A 25162-nucleotide genomic window follows, 5' to 3' on the forward strand; every position below is an offset into this window, starting at 1 on the left:
AATGTTTTAGATGATTGTTAGATCAATGATGATTAGAACGTTGCTTATGTTATATGGCACGATGATTTAGTTTTAGATGATTGTTAGATCAATGATGATTAGAACCTGACCTTTTACGTCTAAATAGCGCACAGTGTTTTAGATGATTGTTAGATCAATGATGATTAGAACTGGTTACGGGTACCTGTTTTACAGTTTTCGGTTTTAGATGATTGTTAGATCAATGATGATTAGAACAAAGGACAGACGGACAAAAAATCTAATTAAGTTTTAGATGATTGTTAGATCAATGATGATTAGAACAGCGAGTGATAAAGTTTCAAAAGTTCAAAAGTTTTAGATGATTGTTAGATCAATGATGATTAGAACGTTCTATCGGCTGGATCATCACCATGCAAAGTTTTAGATGATTGTTAGATCAATGATGATTAGAACTTACAGCAACGTATCACAGCGTTAGAACAAGTTTTAGATGATTGTTAGATCAATGATGATTAGAACTAAGGTGTTTCTTAATCCAGGCAATAGCTTGTTTTAGATGATTGTTAGATCAATGACAGCCCAAGTATTTACTACCACTATGAATGCAACTATATAAAAATGGATAAAGTAACAAGCATTTTCTCATAGACTATTTTATAAAGATGACAGAAACTTATTGTCAGTAAACCTAGTCTTTATTATTTGAACTAGAATGAAATTTATATATTTTTCTACTCTGTGTCAAATCAAGGCAAGATTAACAATCATCTAGTTGGCTATTACTACAAATCAAAAGAGCCACCATATTCCAAAAAAGGATTTGATAGCTCAAATAGCCTATGTTAACCATTAAAATCGTACAATCATGCATTTGGCTCACACAAATCAAATCTATGATTATCAACAAGCTGTACATTAATAAGGGTTATCTGTTAAACAAATATTTAACTTGCAAAAAGGTGCCTTTTAGCAAGTAACTTTTGTATACCAATTTTTAGATCTTTTTGATACTTGACATTCTATAAGAACTCCTGCTGATAATGAAAAGATAAGTAGTAACAAATATTCAATCTGCTAATTAATCACACATGATAATAGCGACGAAATAGACAGGTATATTTTATTTCCTTATATGTGACTTCCACTATTCAGATATAAACTAAACTCCCATTAAAAAGGTAAGCTTATTCATATGAAAAACATACTAAAAAGTAGAAACAACAGACTATATCTTCTATCAGTAATTACTGATAACTTCGGCAGTGCGTTAATGGCATTTGTATTACCATTGATGGTACTTGATATCACTAAAAATGGCATTCATTTGTCAATAATCTCTGTAATTCAAACCCTGCCCTTTTTGGCTCTTGGCCTGCCTGCAGGTGCGCTCACAGATAAATTCGATGTCAAAAAAATTCTAATTTTTAGTGATTTAATTCGACTTATCAGTTATCTAGTTTTTGCTACCGCGATTGCATTACATTTAACAATAGATTGCACGATTTTTGTTATCTATGCAGTTTCACTCGTTGTCAGCGTCACCAATACACTTAATACAGTATCAGAAATTACCTTTGTTTCTTTTTTGGTTGAAAAGAAAGATTTCTCTGAACTAAACAGTCTGGTTTACGGCATACAATATGTAGCTAATTTTGCACTGCCTATCGTAGGTGGCGTCTTATATCAATTTGTTTCGCACAGTATTTTAATCCTTATTTGTGCCGTTTTCTATTTAATTAGTCTTTTACTGGAAAAAATGATAAATCTGCGCTCCCAGAACACTTCCTTTACTGGACTAGCAGACCTGAAGCCAGCACTTAAAACAGTAAAAATGGATATAAAAGAGGGCTTGAATTATACTCTTAGTCTTCACTCTGTTTTATATCCATTAATACTGGCCGCATTAGTTAATATTGCTTCAGCAAATTTTGATAACGATAGTCTCATAATATTACGCACGCAAATAGGCCTTTCCTCTGGAAATATCGGAATTGTTTCCGCAATTGCAGCTATTAGTGCCTTAATAGGTACTTTGGTTGTTAATTGGTTAAATAAACGAGTTGGTTTTAATTTGTTGTTTACACTGTTAATTTTTACAGGCGCTCTTTTTCGTGCTGTTTTTGCCTTGTCTAAGAACGTATTGGTATTAGTTTTAGCTATTGCAGTTATTGCAATTATTGAATCCATCATCAATATTAGTATAATCACGAATAGGCAACAGCAAGTTGAGCAAAAATATCTTGGTCGAGTTACAAGTATCTATAAAACAGTATTAATCGGAGTAAATTCTTTAGGCTATCTTTTAGGAGGGCTTATTGCTAAGAAAATAGGCTCAAGATATGGCGTAGGGGTTTCTGCAGTTGCACTCTTGGCAGTCACAGCGCTTAGCACTTGTCTGCTTGCGCTTAAAAAGAAACGTAATGAGTAAAACTTAATAAAAAACTGTTAACCAGCTCTTTTGAGCTAATCATATCCACGAAGAGAATGTAATCATTCGCAGTTAGGACAAATTACTAGGATAAATATTAATCATGAGCAGTTTTTGACCATGATTCATCTCCAGACATAGCCCGTATTATAGCTTTATACGGTACTATTGCCAGAGACCATCTATAGACATCAAACATGATAATGATTCTGACCAAATAAGAGAATCTTAATGGGAAGTCAAGCCTGGCTTGTCGCCATTGTTTTATAATTAACAAAATGTTTGTCAAGACTTCAATGAAAAGCAAACCGCCAATAACTGCTAAACTAGCCCAGACGTTAGTTTTCATATAAATTAGTAATATTATTAGTGAAATTCCTGCGGCCGGCGTAACTAAAAGGGAAATTGCGGGAATAGTCAAAAACGCTATTACAAAGACTTTAAACATTGATGGAATGGCAGATGATTTAATTATCTGCTTGCCATATTTGTTCAAGCATTGAAATCCGCCCTGGCACCAACGTGTGCGCTGGCGAACTAACTTCTTATATCCAGTAACGCCTTCTTGTGCAATACTTACTTTATTTATAAAAGTACCACGATAGCCTTTAAATAGACCTTTTATTGAAAATTCGCAATCTTCGAGTAGTGATGATGACCAACCAACGTCATTAGTCATTTTTAAAGTCATAAATTGGCCATTACCTGAAGCTAAAGATGAGCCCCAGCTAGTTCTTGCCATTTGTAAAAGAGAATTATAAACAGTGAATTCAAAATTTTGCATCACCGCAATATTTTGTTGCAAATTGTAAATATTCACGCGTGTTTGCACTAAATCATAGTGGGAATGATTAAAGGCATATACAACTTCCTTTAAGTACTTTTTTCCTGGAATACTGTCAGCATCGATAACACCAATAATGGTTTTGTCTTCGGGGTAGTTCATCTTAGCAATGCGCTTGACTGTATATTCTAGTGCTGGCCCCTTTCCTTGTTGCGCATTAGGTTTAGTGCGATGTACAACCATGACATCAGGATGGTAGGCATACTTTTGCAGTAGAGTAGTGGTCCCATCGCTTGAATCATCATCAATAAATACTAGCTTAAGTTTGATAAAATCGTCACATTGTTTTTGTACGTCTAATAATTTTGGTATATTTTTGCTTAGAGTTTGAAATTCATTCATCGCAGGGATTAACAAAAACATAGTATCAAAATCGCGGCAGCGCTCGCCATACCTATCCTGTCGAACACGACTGCTAAATGTCAGACACAGCGTCCAGATTAAATCAAGAATGTATGAACAACCACCTATAATTAGTATGATGGCTATCAATAATTTCATTTTATTATCCTCCAGTTATTTTTTGATACTATCAATAACTATAAGTTTATAATAACATGAATTGGTCTATACTTAAAATATTATTTTTATATGTTTGTTAAAAATAATATATTTATAAAGCAATACGTATACCTTTATTATAAAAGCCCATGGTTAAAGCTTTTAGCTTAATTAAAATAAAAATTTAGTTATTATTTTTTTGTCTAATTACTTTCCCTAATCCACTTATTAATAATAATATAATAAGTGGATTAGGCAATGGTATTGTTATTTAAAAATATATTTTTTCTTTACATTGTTATTTTATTTTAATTATTAGCATAGTGAAATGAATCGCTAAAATTTTCAAAACATGATTTTTAAAAATTAATGTAATTTAAATCTTTATTGTTGCATGTAAAAAAACAAGCAACCATTTGCTTGTTTTCTTTGCGCTGGTATTTGACTTGGGAAGATGTTGTTATTCTCCTTTAAAGGTGTTTTCTTCTACTTGACGAATAAAGTCGGCTAAATGTTTGTAATAAACAGCAGGATTATCAACCATGTGGTGGTGACCGCCATCAGGAGTTGTTACTAGGCGAGAATTAGGAATCTCTTTTTGCATAATTTTGGCGGTGGCAATCGGCATTGTTTCATTTTCACCAAAGGTTAGCAGTGTCGGCACCTTAATGTTTTTAAGTTGATCCCTAAAATGCCAGTCTTTTAGTTTTCCGGTAATTACAAATTCATTGTCACCTTGAAATGCCTGGTAAACGGCAGTACCGCCAATATCTTTTAGATGGTATAGCTTAGAAGGCTGTTTACGATCAACGAAATTAATGTTTAGAATATTGACATCTTCTTGATAGCGTTCATTGTCGTAATCATTATTCTTTTCGCATTCATGCATAAAGTCAATTTCGGTTTGGGGCAAAACTTCTTGGCGCCGGCGATTAACGGCTTTAACGTAGTCATCAATATCATCAACCATTGAAGAAATAATTGCGCCTTTTAAATGTTGACCGTATTTGACGGCATATTCTTGTACCAAAAGTCCGCCCCAGCTTTGACCGATGAGGTAAAAATTGTCTAAACCTAGCTTTTGCCGTACCTCATCAACTTCATCTAGGAAATATTCATAGGTCAAATACTTTTTAGCAATAGCAGGGTCAGAATAATCAGGTTGATCAGAATAAAGAGAACCCAATTGATCATACATAGTTACTTGTACGTCCAACCCCTGTTTTTTTAGTTGTTCAGCAGTGTCCTCCCAGTATTCATGATTACCTCCAGGGCCACCGTGTAAAGCCAATAAATGGATATTTCCGTGGCCTTGAGTGTTCGTCCACAAATGATATCCATTATCTAAAGTAATAATCTTTGTCCCAGTTTGCATAATTCTCTCCTTTAAACTTTATCTATTACTATCTATTTTAGCTCATTATGATAGAAAGAAAAATAAATCTCAGATAAAGGATAATTTAAAAAGATGCCTAAAAATAAGCGCTTCCGTGTTACAATTGGTTTACTATTGTAAATGATGATAAAGGAGAATGAAAAATGGCTGAACCCAAATGGTTAAAAGATATGAACTCTGATGAATATTTAAAAGAAAACTTTGATGCTACAGGCAAAAGCCGTTATACAGTAGAGGGGCTTAAAAAAGAGGATCCAGATTGGCTTGATAAAGCAGCAGAAAAGACCCATGCTGCCACAGGAGACGATTATGTTAAGCTTGACAGTGGATTATTAACAGTCAATCAAATTAACTGGATGTTGCGTAACACAATTGGCGAACTAACTTTTGTAGATGATAATAACCAATTCTTATGGTATAACCGTCCGGTTGATCCTAACGCCAAGATGAAGGCTAAGAGAGTTCCTGCACAAGTAGGAAATACCATGGGAGAAGTTCATCCTGATGTTCGCGATGTCATTCCCGAAGCTAAAAAAGTTGTTCATGCTTTGCGAACCAAAGAAGGCGGACACGACGCTGTTTATATGCCTGTACCAACGGGAAACCTTAAGCAACTTGTTTTACATTATTACAAGCGTGTTGAAGATGATGAAGGTAACTATGCCGGTATTTATGAATGGGTACAGGACCTATATCCACTAGTAAAATATTTCTGTGAAACAACCGGACAAAAGTTGGTGGTCGATCCGGATGCTACGACAGGAGCTACGTACAAGCGTAATTCTGATCCTGATGCTCAAACTGGAGCTTCAACTAAAGCCGAAGCGGCCGCTGCAGAAGAAGAGGTCAAGAAGGAAACTGAGCCGGACACGGCCACAGGCGCATCCCAAAACTAAGTTTAAATTAAATATTTATAAGTAGTAGTTAGACAGGTTCTAACTACTTTTTTGTTATACTAATAATATGTAGGCTTATAAACACAGTTAAGGTAAGCTGGTAGGGAGGAAGCGAACAATTTTAGCTATATTTGGTAATGTTTAATTTAGTTAATATGTGATTTTGCTATTGCTATTAACTTATAAAAACTAGAATAAATTATTTTTGATAGAGGTAATTATGTTATGACTTTTTACACACTTAAATATATTGAGCAAAATCAAAATACAAGTAAAACCATTCTCTACATCCTGATTGCAATTGCGGCTTTAACAATGATCGCGTTCACAGTTTTGTATCTCAGGCACAGATTCGATACTCGCTACCGGGATTTAGGAATTATTGCACTCTTATTTTTACTTTTATTTATGGGCACACAATACGAAAAATACGTGCAAACAAACGTAGTGAAATCTCAGTCTGAGCAAATTGCACCATTTATAAAATCAGTTGCTAAAGATCACAAAGTACCGGTTTCAGATGTGATGGTCAGTTCTACTACACTGCAAAACGGTTTAATCGTCAGGGTTGACTCAAAAGATATTGACTATCAGCTGGAATTAAATGATGACAACAATTCATATTCTTTAAAGCAGGCTCATGTGATTAACCACACGGTCGACATAAAGAATTAGGAGGGAAATAATAATGAATTATACGCAGCTTTTTATTAAATTCGTTTTAGGTGTGTTAACTTTAATTTTTCAAATAAATGTGTTTGGCAAAAGCAACATCGCTCCCACGACCGCTTTGGATCAACTGCAAAACTATGTTTTAGGTGGTATTATCGGCGGCGTTATTTACAATGCCAACATTTCCGTCTTGCAATTTCTGCTCGTTTTGATCGTTTGGACTCTGGTGGTCTTTATCTTGAAGTTTGCGCGGGAGCACAGCAACTTTATTCGCGGCCTGATTGATGGCAAACCAATTCAAATAGTTAAAAACGGTCAGGTTTTACCACGTAATTGCTTGTCTGCCGGGCTGTCAGCTAATGAATTAATGTTCAAGTTACGCAGTCAAGGCATTTACTCTGTTGATCAGGTGAAAAACTGTATCTTTGAAAAGAACGGTCAACTAACAGTTATTAAAAAAGATGAGAAAAATGTCCGTTTTCCTTTAATTAATGATGGTCAAATTAACCAAGATGTGCTTGAATCTATTAATAAGGATGAAAATTGGTTAAAAGAGCAGCTCAAACAAGCCGGCTATAATGACCCTAGTGATGTTTTCTTAGGAGAATTTGAGAATGGCCAGGTTTCGTTTACTGGCTACAATCAAAAATAGGAAAGAGAATTAAATGGAAAATTTGAATAAGGCAAAGCAGTTAGTCCAAGAGGCGGAGGCTGTGGTTGTAGTTGCCGGTAATGGTTTGGCAAAAGTTGAGGGACTGGATCTTTTAGGTCAAGCAGATTTTGAACGTGATTTTCCCAGCGTTGCCCAAAAATATGATGTTCATTCAGTCGGATATGCTCTGGATCAACATATACCTTCATGGTCTGAAAAATGGCAACTGTGGTCAAGCCTTATTCAAAAATACTCCTTTGATTACCGCCCAAGTAGTACATTAAAAAATCTGTTGCAACTAATTAGTCATAGACAGTATTTTGTTGCTACCTCAGCATTTGGCCACTTTTTCGAAACTGCCGGTTTTAACGAAAACCGCATTTTTAACGCATTTGGCGATTGGACTAAAGCACAGTGTGCGAGTGGGATTAATCATGGTCTTGCAAACATTCAGACTGCCGCTGAAAAAATTATTGCGGCCAAGCCAGGTACTGATCTAGCAAAATTAGTACCAAAATGTGAGGTATGTGGTCAGCCATTGGAAATTCATCTGCCGCTTAATGACCATTTTTATCCCGACACTGTTGCCAATTCCCGTTTTCGCTGGTTTTTAACAGGCAATGAAGAGAAAAAGACTGTCTTTTTGGAATTGGGAGTTGATGAAACCAGTCCGCAACTGCGCGAACCAATTGAACATTTGGTTGCAGAATACCCGCAATGGTCTTATGTCGCTGCAGATTATCCGCAGGAGACGTTGTTACCGGAAATTCAGGAGCGCAGTGCCGGTACAAATGCAGATACAGTTAGTTTAATTAATCATCTTGTAACGGAGTAACTGATTCTCAATGAGTATTTATGTAAAAAATGGCGTGCTCCATGTTTCTGGCGTTCAGAATAAAATACGGGGCAAAGGTCAGGAATGGCCTGACTTTATTTCCGACTACACTATGCTGGATATTGAAACCACAGGCTTAAATCCCTACCGTGATCATGTAACTGAACTTGGCGCAGTTAAAGTCCGCAATAACAAAGTAGTGGCTGAGTTTAGCCAATTGGTTGTTTATCCGCGGTCGAACCGGGTACCCAGTTTTATCACCAAGTTAAATGGCATTACTGAAGAACTGCTTCTTAAAGAGGGAATACCGGTAAAAGAAGCAATGACTGCTTTTCGCTCATTTATTGGCACGGATATTATCATTGGCTATAATGTCAATTTTGACTTAAATTTTTTATATGATTTAGCGCAAAAGTTTCATTTGCCAGAATTAAATAACAATTATGTCGACGTACTGCGTCTAGCCCGTGTCTATTATCCAATGCAACATAATCGACTGCTTGACTGCATTCAGCGAGCTGGTATTGCACAAGTTGAACAGCACCACGGCTTAGATGATTCCCTTGATACTAAAAAGGTTTATGATGATTTTCGCCAGCATTTTACACCTGCGCTTTTGCAAGAAGCACAAGGCAAGCTCAAAAACCTGAATTTACTGCAAAAAGAACTGGAAGTTTGGGAATTGGGTTTTCGTAATCCGGTAAATAACAAAAAAATTGCCTTCGCTTCTGAAGTAGAGATGAATAGCGCAGAAGCCGCTCAAATGGTAAATAATATGAACGGAATAGCCCAAACTGGTGTTAAGCCTGATACAGATTATTTAATTATGAGCGATGACGGCTTTTTTAGTAAAAGTAATCCGGAAACTCTGAAGGCCAAAGAATATAACCGTGCTGGCAGCAAGATTAAGCGGCTGTCTGAAAGTTATTTTTTAAATATGCTTGATGAATGGGCCAGAAGTTAGAATTTAAGCAAGGAAATTGGTCAACCTTGCTTTTTTATTGTTCCCTATTGCAAACAACAGTTCGATTAGCTATACTTAATTATTATTAACTAAGGAGCAATGTGAATGGCACGCAGGAGGAGCAGACGAAATACTAAGACAGCTAACGCGGATTTTTGGGCAATTGTCATTATTATCTTGTTTTTATTCTGGTTTGTTTCAACTAGAGGTGGATCAGATCCAAGTGGCCAGCAAACGAGGGACAGAATAACTCGCAATGACCAGCAAAAGGATAATAAAATAGAAAAAGCTAAACCCGCTGCAAAAGTGTATGGTGGCTTATCCAGCCAGGACTATCAGAAATTGGCTGATTTAGATTTTAAAAGCGGCAGTTCTTCTTATATTACTGTTAATAATGACCATTCAACCTTAATTAAAAATGCCTGGCGTGTTAACCGGGTAATATATTCTGATTTGGACAGCTTAAACCGTACTTCCCACTCCAATACGGCATTTTTGCAAAAGCGTAATGTAGCCAATGATAGCTTAAGAGAGCGGCAGTTTATCGAACCAACAGGTTGGCATTATAACCGGCGCAATGGTACCCAAATTTATAATCGCGGCCACCTCATAGCTTATTCTGTTTCGGCAGGTATTGATTTTGACGGCAATTTTAATCCGCGTAATCTTTCTGGTGACCAAAATAATCCAAAAAATCTGTTCACCCAGTCTGCTTTTTCAAATCAGAGGATTCAGACAATGTTTGAAAGCCGTATTCGTGTGGCTCTAAGGCAGAATAAAAAAGTAATTTACCAGGCCACACCCATCTTTCGCGGCAATGAATTAATGGCACGGGGGATTAATTTACAGGCTGTGTCAACTGATGGCACACTGGATTTTAACGTTTATTTATTTAACGTCCAGCCAGGCTATTCCTTTAACTATAATAATGGTCGGGCTAAAGTCAATCATGAAATTTATGTGAAAGAAAACTATTAATTTAGCTTTCAAGGCAAAATTTCCCCACTAAAAATAGCCAAATGTTCGGATAAATTAATAATTAATATATAAAGAGATTAACTAAAGCGGCAGCAAGTTTTACTGCCGCTTATTCTGTTTGCAGCAAAGTAATTAAAAGAGAACAATAAAAGTTATTTGTTGATAATAATTAGTAATTTGTGCAATAATTACGAATATTTAGCTCTTATGCGGTGGTGTGATAAGAAAATTACGAATTTTAATCAAGCAAATTAGGTTGTGTTCTTAAGCTTTTTATCTTAAAATTAGGAGAGTAGTAAAAGAAGAAATAAAGATGATAGTGGTGCGAGTTAATGGATAACAATAAATTTGTTGAAGTGAAAAACCTGCGGAAAGTTTATGACAACGGTCATGAAGCGATTAAAAATGTTAGTTTTTCTGTTAAAAAGGGCGATTTGGTGTGTCTTTTAGGACCTTCTGGGTGTGGCAAAACAACCATTTTGAATATCTTGGCCGGTTTACTGAATCCCACGGAGGGAGATATTTTATTTAACGGTAAGTCGGTTGTCAAAGTAGCACCCAAGGACCGCCATATTGGCTACGTTTTTCAAAACTATGCATTATATCCACATATGACTGTTTTGCAAAACGTCATGTTTCCGCTAATTGTAGGGGCTAATAAAAAGCCAAAGGCGGAAGCCAAAAAGATTGCTACCAAATATATGGAGTTAACCCAAATTACTGAATTAGCTGATCAAAAACCTGGTAATTTATCTGGTGGACAGCAACAACGTGTAGCAATTGCACGTGCTTTGGTGCAAGAACCCCAAATTTTATTAATGGACGAGCCATTGAGCAATTTGGATGCCAGATTGCGCCTTAAAATTCGCGAAGAAATTCGTTCATTAGTTAAGTCTGTTGGTATTACTACCTTATTTGTTACCCATGATCAAGAAGAAGCATTATCAATCGGAGATAAAATCATTCTCTTTAATGACGGTGTTATTCAACAAGATGATTTAGGGCAAAACTTTTACCTGGAGCCTAATAATTATTTTGTAGCCAATTTTGTTGGCAATCCTGTAATTGATAACTTTAAAATAACTAAAACCGCAAATGAATTAAAGTCAAGCCAATTTACGATTAATCTTGCTGATCTGGAACAGTCCCGTTTTAAACGCGAAATTCCAGATGGTGAGTATATCTTGTCTGTGCGACCCGAAAATATTGTGCCCGATCCTGATGGTCTGTTTGAGACCAAGGTCGACGATATTGAATTAATTGGACGTGAACGTATTTTGAAATTTACATTTGATAATCAGCAAGTCCGTTCACTAATTAATCTGGAGACTCCAATTAAGAGGGGCGATCAAATTAAACTCAAAATGCGATTTAATAGGATATTTCTATTTACGCCTGAAGGAGAGCGAGTTTACTAATGCAGACTAATCAAAAGAAGGCTTGGCTTTTTTTAGCACCAACTATTATCTTTGTCACGTTATTTAGTATTTATCCCATTTTGCGCGCTTTTGGGATGAGCTTTCAGAGTGGTTCGCTAATTGACCTGCGCTGGACCGGCTTTAGCAACTATCAATATATTTTTAAAGACCCGGAGTTCTGGTTAGCGATTAAAAATACTGTGCTCTATGCCATTATTTCTGTACCAGTTGGTCTAGCTATTTCAATCATGCTGGCGTGGATTATTTTTGACAAAGTAAAACATAAGTCATTCTTTGAAACTACGTTTTTTATGCCTTATGTCACCTCGACCATTGCCATTGGGATAGTTTTTCGCTATATCTTTAACGGTGATTACGGTATGTTAAACTTCGTGCTCAGATGCCTGCATTTACCAGCTCCCGACTGGATTGATGATCCAGCAATGTCGTTAACGACCATCATTATCTTTGGTATTTGGTCATCTTTAGCATTTAACATCGTCATATTAATGGGAGCGTTGCGTAATATTGATCCCAATTTTTACACCATAGCGGATATGTTTGGTGCCAGTGGTCGTGACAAGTTTTGGCGGATTACCATGCCCGAACTTGTTCCTACAATAGCTTTTCTGTTGACAATGAATGTTATTGGAGCATTTAAGATTTATACTTCTGTCTATGCCCTCTTTAACGGTCAGGCCGGAGTAGGTAATTCGGGAACGACTGCAGTGTTCTATATTTACAATAAGTTCCAAATTGTCGGTACTCCCGGTGTTGCGATGGCGGCAACAGTCATCTTATTCCTGATAATTCTGTTTGCGACATTCCTGCAACGCAAGATGATGAAGAAGATAGGAGAATATTAAATGAAACGAATTCGCATTGGGGTTTTATTCAGTTACATTATTTTATTTATCTTTGCCATCATTACCGTTTTTCCTTTTATTTATATGATTTTGGGTGGCTTAATGAGTTTTCAGGAAACCACTTCGATTCCGCCAACTTTAATTCCACACCATTTTGAATGGTCCAACTACGCCAAAGTTTTTGCTCGTGCCCCATTTGGACGCTACTTTGTCAACACGGTTCTAACAGCCAGCGTGACCACGATTGTTAGTTTGTTTAACTCTTTGCTCGGAGCTTTTGCCATGGTCAATCTGCGCTTTAAAGGTAAAGGTTTAATTCAACTGGTGCTATTGTCTTTATTGATGGTGCCAGGTGAAGCAATTATTTTTACCAACTACAACACAATTGCTCATATGGGTTTACTTAACACTTATGTAGGATTGGTTTTACCATTCTTGACTTCCATTTTCTACATGTACTACTTGCAGAGCTACTTTGGTTCAATTTCGGATACGATTTATAAAGCGGCCATGATTGACGGTGCCAGCGATTGGGATTACATTTGGAAAATTTTAGTACCGATGTCAAAGGGTGGTTTGTTTACTGTCGGCCTGCTCAGTTTTATTTCAGGCTGGAATTCATTTCTTTGGCCATTACTGGTCACCAATGAAGATACGATGCGTCTTCTTAATAATGGTTTGTCGGCCTTTGCTTCTGACGCCGGTAGTGAAACGCAATTGCAATTAGCTGCTGCAACTTTAACTGTTTTACCAATTTTGATTTTGTACTTAATCTTTAGAAAGCAGATCATCAAGGGGGTAGTGCGTAATGACCTTAAAGGCTAAAACCACCATCACGTTTTACAACGGCTTAAATACTATTGGCGGGCCAATGATTGAAGTAGCTTATAACAAGTCTCATGTTTTGTTTGACTTGGGTGAGGTCTACAGACCGGAATTGAATCTGCCTGATGAAAAATACCAGACTTTAGTTAATAATCAGTTGATTGGGGCCGTACCTAACTTTTATGATCCAGAATTAACTGGTAAGCCACTTGATCATGAACGGTGGGAACACGCTGCTGCTTACATATCGCACCTTCATCTGGATCACAGCAAGGCCATGAATTTTTTGGCACCCGAAATACGTTTATATGTGGGACCACTAACCGCTAAGATGCTGCCGGCTTTGAATGAAAAAGGGGACTTTCTACTCCCAGCTGCTAAGCATGAACCCAGCTATACTCGCCCAATTATTGCGGCTGAGTATCAAAAGCCAATAGCAGTAGGCGATATTACGATGACTGTTTGGCCTAGCGACCACGATGCCTATGGTGCCACTGGCCTTATAGTTAAGACACCCGATTTAGCAATTGCTTATACCGGTGACATTCGCTTGCACGGTTATCATCCTGATTGGGTCAAAGAATTTTTGACAGCTGCAAAGGACTGCGACGTTTTAATTACTGAGGCAACCGGCTTTTCTTGGCCGGAAGAAAAGCATGACGAAAATAGCGAAGAATTTACCGGCCCTAAAAATGAGGATGAGTTAACCGCAGAATTTGTTCAGTTACAAAAAGATAATCCTAACCGGCAAATCACTTTCAATACTTATCCGACCAATGTAGAGCGACTGTTGCGCATTATCTCTGCTTCACCGCGTAAAGTTGTTTTACATGCCGCAAGAGCTCACTTGCTCAAGGAAAGCATTAATCAGGATTTGCCGTATTACTACTTGCCAGGGGAGCAAAAATTCGCTGATCTGAAACCAGAATTGGCTGTTCAATACGAAGAACTGCTAAACGATGATCACGAATTCCTCTGGCAGGCAGTTGCTGATTTTGAACATTTGCAAAAAGGAGGCTTATATATTCATTCAAATGCTGAGCCGTTAGGAGATTTCGATCCAGCATATCAGCCATTTTTGCAAAAGTTGGAGAAGCAAAATATTGCAGTTCAAATGTTGCGTTGTTCTGGTCACGCTGACGAAAAAGAACTAAGACAAATTATTGATTGGGTTCAACCACCAACACTAATTCCCGTGCACACATTGCATCCGGAGCTGGTAGAGAACCCTTATGGTAACAGGATTTTACCAAAGCGCAATCAAACAGTTACGCTTTGATTAATCATAAAAATGTTGTTTAGTTTTTATATTTGGGAGGTTTTAACCAAATGAAGTTTAGTAAAAAGTTGGCCGCTGCATTTGCTATTGGCTTAACTCTTGTTGGTACTGCAGCTTGTTCAAATGGCGGAAGCAATTCTAATTCTTCCTCATCTTCAAGTTCAGAAAAAATTGCTAAAGTCAAGAAGACAACCAATATTGTCTTTTGGCATGGTATGACAGGTGTGCAACAAGCTACATTAAAGAAGTTGACACAAGACTTTGAAAGCAAAAATCCTAAGATCAAGGTCAAATTGGAAAATCAAGGTGCTTATAACGACTTACAAGCTAAAATTAATTCAACTTTGCAGTCACCTAACAACTTGCCCACCATTACTCAGGCCTATCCTGACTGGCTCTTTAATGCTGCCAACAAAAACATGCTGGTTGATTTAAAGCCATACATTAATAGTAAAGAAGTTGGTTGGGGCAGTAGTGAAGCTTCTAATATCAAGAGTGCACTTCTTGATGGTGCTAAGATTAATGGTAAACAATATGGTGTTCCTTTCAACAAGTCAATCGAAGTTTTGACCTATAATGCTGATTTGCTTAAGAAATATGGTATTAAAAAAGCCCCGGCTACTATGGATGAGCTGAAGAAAGATTCACAAATCATCTACAACAAGAGTAATCATAAAGTCGTTGGTGCTGGTTTTGACTCATTATCAAACTACTACACTTTAGGCATGAAGAATGAAGGCGTTGACTTCTCAAGTAAAATTGACTTTGCTGGCGACACTTCAAAGAAAGTTATTAATTTTTATGCAGATGGCATCAAAGATGGCTACTTCAGAGTTGCTGGTTCAGAGCACTATTTATCCGGACCATTTGCTAACCAAAAGGTAGCAATGTACATTGGTACTTCTGCTGGTGAAGGCTTTGTTAAACAAGGAGTAGGCAATAAGTTTACTTATGATGTTGCTCCTCGTCCTGGTAAATACACCATGTCACAAGGTACTGACATTTACATGTTTAAGCATGCTTCAGCTGACCAAAAATCTGCTGCATTTACCTATATCAAGTTCTTAACTTCAAAAGCTAGTCAACTTACATGGGCTAATGCAACTGGCTATGTTCCAGTTAATCAAGCTGCTGCCGATTCTGCCGAGTACAAGGACTCTAAGAGGCTTAAGCTGCCAGCTAAACTTGAAGATGCAATGGCTAACCTGTATAGCGTGCCAATTATCAAGGATGCCGGTGCAGCATACGGTAGCTTAAATCCAATTATGCAAAACATTTTAGCTGCTGCACAAAAGAAGCAAAACGTTAATGATGCAATTAAAGCAGGTAAAACAAAATTTGATGCTGCTTGGAAACAATAAAAACTAAATAGCAATTTTTATCATAAAGCTTGTCTTTTTACGGCAAGCTTTTTTTGTCCGCAATAAAAGCAAGAGAGTAACTACCTGATAAATGTTCGTAATGTGGTGAACTATATAATTAAATAAAGTAAAATATACAAATAAAGCCGAATTTTTTTGGTTAATTTATTGTAATTAATCTATATTTGCTATACAATTAATGGGAATTAATGCTCACAGTATCACTAGTGAGCGCGTAAAAATGTTCTGGAGGAAAAATAATATTATGAATTTCGGTAAAAAGCTGGCGGCTCTAGCAGTCGCGGGCTTGGCTTTAGTTGGAACTGCTGCTTGTTCAAATAACAGTAATTCGTTGTCATCAAGTTCAAGCAAAATTCCTAAAGTAACTAAGAAAACCACAGTTGTCTTTTGGCACGGGATGCAGGGTGCTCAGGAAAAAACCCTGAAAAGTTTAGCTCAGGACTTTGAGAATAAAAATCCTAAAATTAAGATTAAGCTTGAGCAACAAGGTGATTATGATAATCTGCAATCAAAAATTACTTCAACTTTACAATCGCCTAAGAATTTGCCAACGATCACTCAGGCATATCCGGGTTGGCTTGAAAGTGCAGCCAAGAATAAGATGCTGGTAGACCTTAAGCCATACATTAATAATAAAGATGTCGGTTGGGGCAGCGTTGCCGCATCAGGCATTAAACAGGATATGTTGAACAGTGCCCAAATTAAAGGCACCCAATATGGTATTCCGTTTAACAAGTCAATTGAAGTTTTAATTTATAACCCCAAGATGTTTAAGGAGTATGGAATTTCCAAAGTACCTACAACTATGAGTGAGGTTAAAAAGGCAGCGCAAACTATTTACCAAAAGAGTAATCACAAGGTAGTTGGTGCCGGCTTTGATGACTTAGACAACTACTACGTTTTAGGAATGAAAAATCAAGGTGAGAATTTCTCCAGTAAAATTGATTTTACCGGTACTAAATCTAGAAAGTTGCTTAACTACTTTATAAATGGGGAAAAGGCAGGCTACTTCAGAATGCCTGGTTCAGATAAATATCTTTATATTCCATTTACCAACCAAAAATTGGCTATGTTTGTGACCTCTTCTTCAACAGAGACTTGGATTAAACAGGCGGCTAAGAAGGGCTTCACTTATGAAGTTGCAGCTCGTCCAAGTAAGTACACCATGTCGCAAGGAACCGATATTTATATGTTCAGCCACGCCAGTGCTATGCAAAAGGCAGCTGCTTTCAAATTTATGAAATACTTGTCTTCTAAAGACGGACAGATTAAATGGGCAAAAGAAACTGGTTATATTCCAGTTAATGAAGCTGCTACTAAGTCTGACGACTATAAGGCAAACAAGGACTTTAAGCTGCCGGCAAAATTAGAGGATATTCTCAACTCCAATTCACTCTACAGCGTTCCTGTAATCAAGGATTCCAGTGCTACATATAGTCAATTGACTCCTATTATGCAATCAATTTTGTCAGCTGCACAAAAGAACCGTAATGTAGAAAAAGCTATTACAACAGGTAAAAACAAATTTGATGCTGCTTGGAAACAATAGTTAAGTGCTACAATATTAAAAAAACGGGCCGAGGCCTGTTTTTTTATTTGTCGTTTTTCACTTGAATGGTAAGATAATAATGGCATAAGCAAGCTGGTAGGTAATATCAACTAAATATAGCGGCCAGGGGTGAAAAAGTGATTAGAGAGCAAAAGTTTCCGGTGGAAACCAATTATAGATGGTATGACATCAGTAATTTGAGTGAAGAGGACAGCAACAAGCTGCAAGTAGATTTTAATTTCACTCCTGATATGATTACATATATTTCAGACAGACATGAACGACCGCACTATGACTATGATACACACACGCATATTAATTTGCTTGTTTACGATGTACCTATTTGGCCTACTAAAGCGATTAAGCATTTTACAGCGCATCCTGTAACTTTTTTAATATCTGGGCAGAACATCTTTACTTTTCATACGCAATCAACCAGCTATGTCTTTGATGAATTCAATGACACTGCCACAAGACGGGAATTATCACTTGCACAAGATGTCACGGAATTATTAATGAAGTTTTTGTTGTATTTATCACAGTATTTTCAACGGGCGGTTACGCAGCTTGATACGGAACGCAACAGTTTGGACCAAAAGCTATCTGGTGATATTAACAATAAAGATTTAGTGGAGCTGTCCAATATTGAAAAAAGTTTGGTGTATTTATCCAGTTCAATTCAGACTAATTTGATGATGTTGCACAGTTTAAAAATGTCTAAACTAGATTTTACTAAGCCCAGTCGTGAACGTCTTGATGATGTCCTGATTGAATCGAATCAGTCAGCAGAAATGGTGAAAATTTCGCAGCAGGTTACGCAAACCTTATCAGCAACTTCCAATAATATGATGAACAATAACTTGAATGATACTATGAAGTTCCTAACTGTTTGGTCTTTGGTTCTAACTGTGCCCACTATCTTAACCGGTTTTTACGGTATGAATGTCAGTCTGCCAGTTGGTCATAGTTCATCTGACTGGATTGCAATCACCGTGATCACCATTTTTCTGATGGTCTGGCTAATTGTATTAATGAAACGACATCATTTCTTTTAAACTGAGGCATTGATATGAAAAACAAAGTTTTGTTAGGCTCATTAATTTCGGCTTTAATTGCTTTTATGTTATATTCTGCTAACCTCAAAAGAGTGGAGAATAGCAGTTTAAAAATTGTTGGCGAAAAGCAAGAGCAGGTTGTGAGAAATAAAAAAGGACAAAAGTCTGTTCGTGAACCCAAAGTTGCTACTGTTGAATATCCTAATCATATTAAAATTGCTTCTGGTAGTGAGAAAAAATGGGCAGAAAGTATTGCCCAGGTAATGGGAAAAGAACAGAGTTATCAGGTTTGCGTTCAAGATCTAACTAATAACAAGTTTGCCCGCGTTTCTAATACTACTCAACATCATGGGGTAAATTCTATTAGCCGTTTATTTTTGCTGATTGCAATGACTTATCAAGAACAACACGGCAAGTCTATTGCCAATAAAGCCATCAAAATAAAAAAAGCTGATCGCGTTAAAGGAGAAAAACTCTTGCAAAAGGGAATTGCTTACAATGCGACTTATTTAAAGCAATTAATGATGCAAGGCGACCAAACAGCGGCTAATGCCCTTCTTCGTACTGTTAAGCCCAAAAAGGTAAACGCAGTTATTAAAAAAACAGGTGTTAAGGATACAGCAATAAAAAATAAATTTTCTAAATCACCGGTAGCTTTAACTACTTCTAATGATTTAAACAAAATCATGGTGAGTCTTTATCATGATCAAATTTTAAGCAGACAATACTCCAATCAGGTTTTGGGGACGCTAAACGCTGCTAAAATTAAGCCCAAGATTGTCCGTGATCATAAAGGTCTGATATATGCCATCGGTGACAGTAAAGCAAACGTAGCGCTGGTCCAATCTAATGGCAATGCCTACTGTGTCAGTGTGTGGAGTAGTAATGATCATAATTTTGCTAAATTAGGTAAAGTAGTTGATGGCTTTTTTAAATAACAATATTGATGCGAGCTTTACTAATTCTTTAACTTTTAAGTCCCGTTAACTAAGTGTTTGGGGGCTTTTTTGTTTTTTAAAAAATAATTTACACCTTGTAGATTGTATTCTTCACATTGTAGTGCTATATTATTCACTATGCTGTCAAAAGGAGGGGTGAAAATGATTAAAAAAAGAAGCCTTGATTTAGATAAGGTGATTGCGAAGGCGACGGAGCTGATTGGACGAAAAGGACTTTCCGCGACCACTCTGCCGAACCTAGCTAAGGAGTTAGGCGTTCGTTCGCAGTCACTCTATCACTATGTTTCAGGTCGAAAGCAATTGTTGTCGCTTGTAGGTGCAAGCAGAATTAAAATTTTAGGTAAAAAATTAGTTGATAATTTGATTGGAATTTCAGGTGAAGAGGCTTTACTTAAATTTGCTGATATCGTCCGCGACTTTATTCTGGATGATCCCGCATTAATTAGTATTCTTTATCATTTGAACGAATACCAAAAAGACGATGCTATTACTCAAGAAATTTTAAAGATAATAGCTTTGGCTGACAAACTAAATTTAAGAAGTGACAGCACGGTTTCACTCCATTCCTTAATTGGAGCAGTATTAGGATACGTTTTTTTAGATGTATCAGATTCTTTTACAGAAGAAACTAGTGAAGAGGCTGACCAGGGTTATCATGAATTAATTATTCAATTGGTTCAGCCCAATAAATTATTGCAAAAAAATAGAAAGGAAAATCAGAGTGCATAAACTAGTAAAAAATCATATTTTCTCGTTAATTGCATGGATCTTAATTTTAATCATTTCTGTTGTGGCTTTGCCGGACGTTACAGGGTTAACCCGTGAGCACTCAAATATTTCCTTACCGTCAGATGTTCAAAGTGAAGTTGCAAAGTCAATTCAAAATGACTGGGGTCCTAAACAAAAGGATACCTATCAAATTGCCGTAGTCTTTAATAAGCAAAAAGGCAAATTGACTGCTGATGATAAAGATGCTATTAACGAAACGGTTAGCAGATTAAAAGATGATCAGGATCAGTACGGTATCAAAATGGTATTGGGTCCAGACGATAATATTGCTACTAAGAAAAAGCTGCAATCAAAGGATAATACTACTTGGATAATGCAGTTAAACGTGGCCAAAAAGCACGGACCGATTAATGATGTTGAATCACAGCTAACTAAAGCAGTTAAAACAGCCGGCATTAGAACCTATGTCACTGGTGCAGATGTTTTACAAAATGCCTTTTCAAATGCAATTCAAGAAGGAATCAAGAAAACAGAAGTAATAACTGTTATCTTTATTTTCATCGTGTTAGTGATTGTCTTCAGGTCACCAATTGTGCCTTTGATCTCATTATTAACAGTTGGCGTTTCCTTTATTACATCATTTGCGATTGTTACTAACTTGGTTAAATACCAGAACTTCCCATTTTCTAACTTTACACAGGTCTTTATGATTATTGTCCTGTTCGGTATTGGAACAGACTATAACATTCTCTTGTATGATAAATTTAAAGAAGATCTGGGTAAGGGAATGGGTCGCTACGAAGCGATGAACAGTGCCTTGAAGGTGGCTGGTAAAACAATTCTTTATTCCGGTTCCTCCATTTTAATTGGTTTCTCAGCACTAAGCCTGGCTAACTTCTCAATTTACCAGTCAGCTGTAGGCGTTGCAGTCGGCGTTGCTGTTTTATTAATAGTACTCTTAACCCTCAACCCGTTCTTCATGGCTGTTTTGGGCGAAAAAATGTTCTGGCCGGTAAAGAAATTTACTGGTGAACATGAAGATAAATTGTGGCATGGTATTTCAAAAGGTACACTTGCCCACCCAATTATTTACTTAATTGTGTTAGCAGTAGTTGTCCTTCCCTTTGGTCTGATGTACACCGGTCATTTGAATTATGATGATACGGATGAGATTGATAACAGTGTGCCGGCTAAAGCGGGGATGCTCGTTGTTGAAGATCACTTTTCAAAAGGAATGGCCGAGCCATCAACTCTTTATATTAAGAGTGATCACAAACTTGATAATGAAGCCGACCTACGTCTAATTGATCAATTAACCAGACAGCTTCAGGCATCAGATGATGTAGCATTTGTTACCTCTGTTACCCAGCCATACGGAGAAAGCATTGATCAACTTTACGTTAAAAATCAGCTGGACACTGTCAATCAAGGAGTTGATCAGGCACGTGCCGGTTTAGGCAAACTAAGCAATGCAAGTAAAAAACTAACTGCAGGTGCAAGTAAATTAGCGGATGGTACTAGTCAACTGCAAAGTGGTACTGGCAAGTTAGCTGACGGTGCCAGTCAATTGCAAAGCGGAACTGGCAGACTGCAAAATGGAGCCAGCCAATTGCAAAATGGTACTGGTCAATTGCAAGGCGGCGCCAGTCGCCTGCAAAATGGCACAGAGCAAATGACTAGTGGCTTAAACCAATTAAATTCGCAACTTGCAAGTGGTAGTGCCGGTATTGCGAATGCACAGAAGAATACCAAGGCTGCCTTAGAAAAGAGTTACAAAGCCAACTTGGCTAAGAGTATTGGCAGTATTCCGGGCTTAACCCAGCAGCAAAAAATGGCTGCCATGCAAGCTGCAGGAGCTGCTTTAGAAAAATCTTGGGCAGAAGCTTCTGCTTCAATGCCAGATGTATCTGGTCAAATGGGTCAGCTGCAATCCGGCGTCGGCAGATTAGCCACTGCTTCTGGCCAGTTAAACAATGGGGCTGCTACTTTGAATGGCGGCATTGGTCAGCTTAATTCCAGCGCAGGTCAATTAAGCTCGGGTATTGGTCAAGTTAATTCCAGTACAGGCCAATTGAGTTCTGGTATCGGCCAGCTGAATTCTAGCGTTGGTCAACTGAACTCTGGCGCTGGCAAGTTGGCTGCAAGCACACCCAAGATTACTGATGGTGTGGATCAAGTAAATAACGGACTTGGTCAAGGAGCCGCTTACCTTAATGGCTTAGCAAGTTCTTCAGCGGCAGATACTTTCTATATCCCACAAGAATTTATTAAAAACGATACTTTCCAAACTTCGATTAAGAATTATTTGAGTCCTGACAAGAAGTCAGCCATGCTCATGATTGTCTTCAAATCAAACCCAAGTAGTCTTAAAGCAACCAAGAAGGCGCAGGATCTGAGCTTAATGGCTAAAAAGTCTTTTGCAGGTACTCGTCTTAAAAAAGCCACAGTAGCAATGGGTGGCGAAAGTTCTAACATCGCAGACATTAAAGATATTGCCAACAGGGACTTTATTAGAACTGCTGCCATTATGCTGATTGGTATTGGTATTGCCTTAATTTTTGTCACTCGTTCACTTTTGCAACCTGTTTACATCTTGGGTACGCTTTTAATTGCTTACTTCTGCTCATTATCAATTACAGAGTGGGTAGTCAAAGCTACTTTAGGCAAAACTATGCTTACCTGGAACACCCCATTCTTTGGCTTTATCATGTTAATTGCCTTGGGTGTTGATTACAGTATCTTCTTAATGACACGCTACCGTGAACTTGAAAACGGCAGCCCGAGTCAAAGGATGCTTAAAGCGTGTGGTATAATTGGAACTGTGGTAGTTTCAGCTGCCATTATCTTAGGTGGTACATTTGCCGCATTAATTCCTTCAGGAATACCGACTCTGATTGAAGTTGCATTGGCAGTGATTATTGGTTTGCTAATTCTAGTATTTATTATGCCGATTACCTTGTCAGCTGCAGTCAAGTTGACTTATGAAGGTGTTCATTGGCGCAAGAATAAACGTGCTAAAAATTAAGCAAAATTAATTAAGTGGTTGAAATTCTCATTTAGAGAGTTTCAGCCTTTTTTGTTCAAACCAATTTTTTAATTCATTTACAAATGTTAATTAGTTATAGTATAATATTTTTAATTAAATTTTAAGTAGAAAGCAAGGAATACTGGCATGTCAAGACAAGTAAATAATCAATAAGCTCTAGTTGTAGTTTTAAATCAAGCACCACTTTTAATTTTTAACTCAACGTAGAGCGATCATAATTTATCAGGTAGAGTAATTTTAGCTGCTTATAATTGCGGTCTTACTTTACTAATTACGCGTATACATTGAGGTGTTATAGTGGAATTAATTAAAATAGATTATTTACAAATTGATGTAGCAGCTGCTAAACTGCTGACTGTCTCAAATTTGAGCATCAATTCTAGACAAAAAATTGGTTTAATTGGTAACAATGGTGCTGGTAAAACCACTTTAATGAAGATTCTGGCTCAAGAAAAATTGTCGGATTTATTTACTATTAAAGGTGCAGTTATTAACAATTGTAATTTTGCTTATGTTCCGCAATTGCTTGATGCTGGTGATAAGAGTGGCGGGCAAAGAGAGAAATTAGCTCTCAGTAGGGTCGTTGCCAAATTGAAAAATCTGCCTAAGGGCTTGCTGCTTTTGGACGAACCCACATCTAATTTGGATATTACGCAGCAACAATGGCTAATAAAGTTAATAAACAAAAGCAAAATTGCCTGTTTAATTATCAGCCATGACCAGAACTTTTTGAATAGTGTCTGTAATTCAATCTGGTATATTCAAAATCAAGAATTGCACAATTACTCAGGAACATATGAAGAGTTTCGCAGTTTTAGGCAAGATGAACAAAAACGAGCAGAAACGATTTATGAGCAAAAGGAAAAGCACCTTGAGCAGTTAAAGAGAAGTTATAATCAGCATTTTAATCAGATCAGAACTTTTGCTCGTAACAAAAAAGGACTTTCTTCATCAGATTGGCGGTCAAAGTCGCTGGGAAAACAAAAAACTGCAAATAATGTTATCAGAGCCAGTAAAAGTCTTGCTAACCGCATCAATAAGGAAAAAGAAGAACTAAAAAAGCCGCCAGTTCATCATGCAATTACCCTGAAAAATGGCAATAATGGGATAAGTGATCTGTCTATTTCTGCGAAAAGCAAGGCATTACGGCTAAAGAAACAACCGCTCAATGCTTATGGGCAACAGTTATTTAACCTTACGCAGGAAGTAAATCTTGCTTATGGTTCAAAAGTAGTTTTAACTGGGCAAAATGGTGTTGGCAAGACCGTTTTTCTAGAACAAGTTAAGGATAGGAAGCTGCATGGTTTTTATAGTCCGCAATTAAAAATAGGTTATTTTAACCAAAACATAGTTGCGAGCCAAACAGATAAAACTTTATTTGATTCTCTTTTTGCCACCAGTATCTTTACTGATATTTCGACTATGCAGGTCTTGGGCGATTTGCATTTGCGCCAATATGGCGAGCACAAAATAAGTGATCTTAGTGGTGGCCAGCTTGTGTGTTTCAATTTAGCAAAAATAATTACCGGTCAATATAATTTGTTACTACTTGATGAACCCACAAACTTTTTAGATATTGCCTCTATTAATGCACTGGCGGAATTTGTGAGAGATTATCCGTTTGCTATGATACTGGTATCACATGATCAGGCATTTATTAGACAACTCAAAGTAAAAAAATGGCAAATCAAAAACAAACAATTAATAACTTCCGCAGCACAAAAAAAGAAGCCGCTAAGAAGCAATAATAATGAATTAGAATTGCTCAAATTTAAACTGGATCGATTAATGCTTGATTCGCAGGCTTCAATTGCTGAAATAAAGCAGGTTAAAGAACAAATTCAAAAATTACAGTAAAAAAATATTGTATTAAAATAACGATAAAGACATTTTCCTTATCGCTATT

The 25162-nt window shown here is 37.1% G+C and carries 20 protein-coding genes and 1 CRISPR repeat array (1 of these 21 running past the window's edge); of the genes, 18 read left to right on the plus strand and 2 right to left on the minus strand.

Features of this window, described 5'->3' with window-relative positions; all coding sequences use genetic code 11:
* Positions 1 to 561: direct repeats of the CRISPR family, unit length 30 nt; unit sequence GTTTTAGATGATTGTTAGATCAATGATGAT (it extends 327 nt beyond the left edge of the window).
* A gap of 613 nt (positions 562 to 1174) precedes the next feature.
* Positions 1175 to 2410, plus strand: coding sequence for an MFS transporter (locus F5ESL0260_RS01780; RefSeq protein WP_122025656.1), 1236 nt, complete (start codon positions 1175 to 1177; stop codon positions 2408 to 2410).
* Positions 2411 to 2507: 97 nt separating this feature from the next.
* Here the strand turns inward: F5ESL0260_RS01780 and F5ESL0260_RS01785 are convergent, their stop codons facing one another.
* Together F5ESL0260_RS01785 and F5ESL0260_RS01790 are read right to left on the minus strand one after the other, a co-directional pair.
* Positions 2508 to 3755, minus strand: a complete 1248-nt coding sequence (locus tag F5ESL0260_RS01785) for a glycosyltransferase family 2 protein (RefSeq protein WP_122025657.1) — start codon at positions 3753 to 3755, stop codon at positions 2508 to 2510.
* 460 nt (positions 3756 to 4215) lie between these two features.
* Positions 4216 to 5130: a proline-specific peptidase family protein gene (locus F5ESL0260_RS01790; protein ID WP_122025658.1), complete on the minus strand. Its 915-nt coding sequence runs from the start codon at positions 5128 to 5130 to the stop codon at positions 4216 to 4218.
* 164 nt (positions 5131 to 5294) lie between these two features.
* On the opposite strand from F5ESL0260_RS01790, the gene F5ESL0260_RS01795 reads away from it, so the two are divergent.
* From F5ESL0260_RS01795 to F5ESL0260_RS01875, 17 genes are all read left to right on the plus strand, one after another.
* Positions 5295 to 6047, plus strand: coding sequence for a PAS domain-containing protein (locus F5ESL0260_RS01795; protein WP_122025659.1), 753 nt, complete (start codon positions 5295 to 5297; stop codon positions 6045 to 6047).
* A gap of 225 nt (positions 6048 to 6272) precedes the next feature.
* Complete coding sequence (locus tag F5ESL0260_RS01800) at positions 6273 to 6722, plus strand: DUF3290 domain-containing protein (protein WP_122025660.1); 450 nt, start codon at positions 6273 to 6275, stop codon at positions 6720 to 6722.
* A 13-nt stretch (positions 6723 to 6735) separates the two neighbouring features.
* Complete coding sequence (locus tag F5ESL0260_RS01805) at positions 6736 to 7371, plus strand: DUF421 domain-containing protein (RefSeq protein ID WP_174794917.1); 636 nt, start codon at positions 6736 to 6738, stop codon at positions 7369 to 7371.
* A 13-nt stretch (positions 7372 to 7384) separates the two neighbouring features.
* Positions 7385 to 8206, plus strand: a complete 822-nt coding sequence (locus F5ESL0260_RS01810) for a Sir2 family NAD-dependent protein deacetylase (RefSeq protein WP_122025661.1) — start codon at positions 7385 to 7387, stop codon at positions 8204 to 8206.
* A 10-nt stretch (positions 8207 to 8216) separates the two neighbouring features.
* A complete protein-coding gene (locus F5ESL0260_RS01815) occupies positions 8217 to 9170 on the plus strand; it encodes an exonuclease domain-containing protein (protein ID WP_122025662.1) in 954 nt (317 codons plus the stop codon).
* A gap of 105 nt (positions 9171 to 9275) precedes the next feature.
* On the plus strand, positions 9276 to 10148 hold the full coding sequence (locus F5ESL0260_RS01820) for a DNA/RNA non-specific endonuclease (protein ID WP_122025663.1): 873 nt from the start codon (positions 9276 to 9278) through the stop codon (positions 10146 to 10148).
* Positions 10149 to 10480: 332 nt separating this feature from the next.
* Positions 10481 to 11566 (plus strand): ABC transporter ATP-binding protein, encoded by a 1086-nt coding sequence (locus F5ESL0260_RS01825; RefSeq protein ID WP_110445615.1) that lies wholly within the window; start codon positions 10481 to 10483, stop codon positions 11564 to 11566.
* Complete coding sequence (locus tag F5ESL0260_RS01830) at positions 11566 to 12432, plus strand: carbohydrate ABC transporter permease (protein ID WP_122025664.1); 867 nt, start codon at positions 11566 to 11568, stop codon at positions 12430 to 12432. The genes F5ESL0260_RS01825 and F5ESL0260_RS01830 overlap by 1 nt, the downstream gene beginning before the upstream one ends.
* A complete protein-coding gene (locus F5ESL0260_RS01835) occupies positions 12433 to 13257 on the plus strand; it encodes a carbohydrate ABC transporter permease (RefSeq protein WP_046324310.1) in 825 nt (274 codons plus the stop codon).
* Positions 13241 to 14536 carry an MBL fold metallo-hydrolase gene (locus F5ESL0260_RS01840; RefSeq protein WP_122025665.1) on the plus strand — a complete coding sequence of 432 codons (1296 nt, stop codon included), beginning with the start codon at positions 13241 to 13243 and terminating at the stop codon, positions 14534 to 14536. The genes F5ESL0260_RS01835 and F5ESL0260_RS01840 overlap by 17 nt, the downstream gene beginning before the upstream one ends.
* Before the next feature lie 50 nt (positions 14537 to 14586).
* Positions 14587 to 15897 carry an extracellular solute-binding protein gene (locus tag F5ESL0260_RS01845; RefSeq protein WP_122025666.1) on the plus strand — a complete coding sequence of 437 codons (1311 nt, stop codon included), beginning with the start codon at positions 14587 to 14589 and terminating at the stop codon, positions 15895 to 15897.
* A 265-nt stretch (positions 15898 to 16162) separates the two neighbouring features.
* Entirely contained in the window at positions 16163 to 17467 is a 1305-nt protein-coding gene (locus tag F5ESL0260_RS01850; RefSeq protein ID WP_122025667.1) for an extracellular solute-binding protein, read from the plus strand.
* Positions 17468 to 17604: 137 nt separating this feature from the next.
* Positions 17605 to 18522: a magnesium transporter CorA family protein gene (locus F5ESL0260_RS01855; RefSeq protein WP_046324314.1), complete on the plus strand. Its 918-nt coding sequence runs from the start codon at positions 17605 to 17607 to the stop codon at positions 18520 to 18522.
* A gap of 14 nt (positions 18523 to 18536) precedes the next feature.
* Positions 18537 to 19460, plus strand: a complete 924-nt coding sequence (locus F5ESL0260_RS01860; protein ID WP_122025668.1) for a serine hydrolase — start codon at positions 18537 to 18539, stop codon at positions 19458 to 19460.
* Positions 19461 to 19622: 162 nt separating this feature from the next.
* Positions 19623 to 20210: a TetR/AcrR family transcriptional regulator gene (locus F5ESL0260_RS01865; protein WP_046324316.1), complete on the plus strand. Its 588-nt coding sequence runs from the start codon at positions 19623 to 19625 to the stop codon at positions 20208 to 20210.
* Entirely contained in the window at positions 20203 to 23235 is a 3033-nt protein-coding gene (locus F5ESL0260_RS01870) for an MMPL family transporter (RefSeq protein ID WP_122025669.1), read from the plus strand. The genes F5ESL0260_RS01865 and F5ESL0260_RS01870 overlap by 8 nt, the downstream gene beginning before the upstream one ends.
* Before the next feature lie 318 nt (positions 23236 to 23553).
* Positions 23554 to 25113, plus strand: a complete 1560-nt coding sequence (locus F5ESL0260_RS01875) for an ATP-binding cassette domain-containing protein (protein ID WP_122025670.1) — start codon at positions 23554 to 23556, stop codon at positions 25111 to 25113.
* Positions 25114 to 25162: the final 49 nt, after the last annotated feature.

Source organism: Lactobacillus sp. ESL0260, from assembly GCF_003692935.1.
Taxonomy (GTDB): domain Bacteria; phylum Bacillota; class Bacilli; order Lactobacillales; family Lactobacillaceae; genus Lactobacillus; species Lactobacillus melliventris.

Excerpts from the sequence above, each read along its gene's own strand:
- F5ESL0260_RS01780 (WP_122025656.1), top strand. The coding sequence starts at position 1,175 with ATGAAAAACATACTAAAAAGTAGAAACAACAGACTATATCTTCTATCA.
- F5ESL0260_RS01785 (WP_122025657.1), bottom strand. The coding sequence starts at position 3,755 with ATGAAATTATTGATAGCCATCATACTAATTATAGGTGGTTGTTCATAC.
- F5ESL0260_RS01790 (WP_122025658.1), bottom strand. The coding sequence starts at position 5,130 with ATGCAAACTGGGACAAAGATTATTACTTTAGATAATGGATATCATTTG.
- F5ESL0260_RS01795 (WP_122025659.1), top strand. The coding sequence starts at position 5,295 with ATGGCTGAACCCAAATGGTTAAAAGATATGAACTCTGATGAATATTTA.
- F5ESL0260_RS01800 (WP_122025660.1), top strand. The coding sequence starts at position 6,273 with ATGACTTTTTACACACTTAAATATATTGAGCAAAATCAAAATACAAGT.
- F5ESL0260_RS01805 (WP_174794917.1), top strand. The coding sequence starts at position 6,736 with ATGAATTATACGCAGCTTTTTATTAAATTCGTTTTAGGTGTGTTAACT.
- F5ESL0260_RS01810 (WP_122025661.1), top strand. The coding sequence starts at position 7,385 with ATGGAAAATTTGAATAAGGCAAAGCAGTTAGTCCAAGAGGCGGAGGCT.
- F5ESL0260_RS01815 (WP_122025662.1), top strand. The coding sequence starts at position 8,217 with ATGAGTATTTATGTAAAAAATGGCGTGCTCCATGTTTCTGGCGTTCAG.
- F5ESL0260_RS01820 (WP_122025663.1), top strand. The coding sequence starts at position 9,276 with ATGGCACGCAGGAGGAGCAGACGAAATACTAAGACAGCTAACGCGGAT.
- F5ESL0260_RS01825 (WP_110445615.1), top strand. The coding sequence starts at position 10,481 with ATGGATAACAATAAATTTGTTGAAGTGAAAAACCTGCGGAAAGTTTAT.
- F5ESL0260_RS01830 (WP_122025664.1), top strand. The coding sequence starts at position 11,566 with ATGCAGACTAATCAAAAGAAGGCTTGGCTTTTTTTAGCACCAACTATT.
- F5ESL0260_RS01835 (WP_046324310.1), top strand. The coding sequence starts at position 12,433 with ATGAAACGAATTCGCATTGGGGTTTTATTCAGTTACATTATTTTATTT.
- F5ESL0260_RS01840 (WP_122025665.1), top strand. The coding sequence starts at position 13,241 with ATGACCTTAAAGGCTAAAACCACCATCACGTTTTACAACGGCTTAAAT.
- F5ESL0260_RS01845 (WP_122025666.1), top strand. The coding sequence starts at position 14,587 with ATGAAGTTTAGTAAAAAGTTGGCCGCTGCATTTGCTATTGGCTTAACT.
- F5ESL0260_RS01850 (WP_122025667.1), top strand. The coding sequence starts at position 16,163 with ATGAATTTCGGTAAAAAGCTGGCGGCTCTAGCAGTCGCGGGCTTGGCT.
- F5ESL0260_RS01860 (WP_122025668.1), top strand. The coding sequence starts at position 18,537 with ATGAAAAACAAAGTTTTGTTAGGCTCATTAATTTCGGCTTTAATTGCT.
- F5ESL0260_RS01865 (WP_046324316.1), top strand. The coding sequence starts at position 19,623 with ATGATTAAAAAAAGAAGCCTTGATTTAGATAAGGTGATTGCGAAGGCG.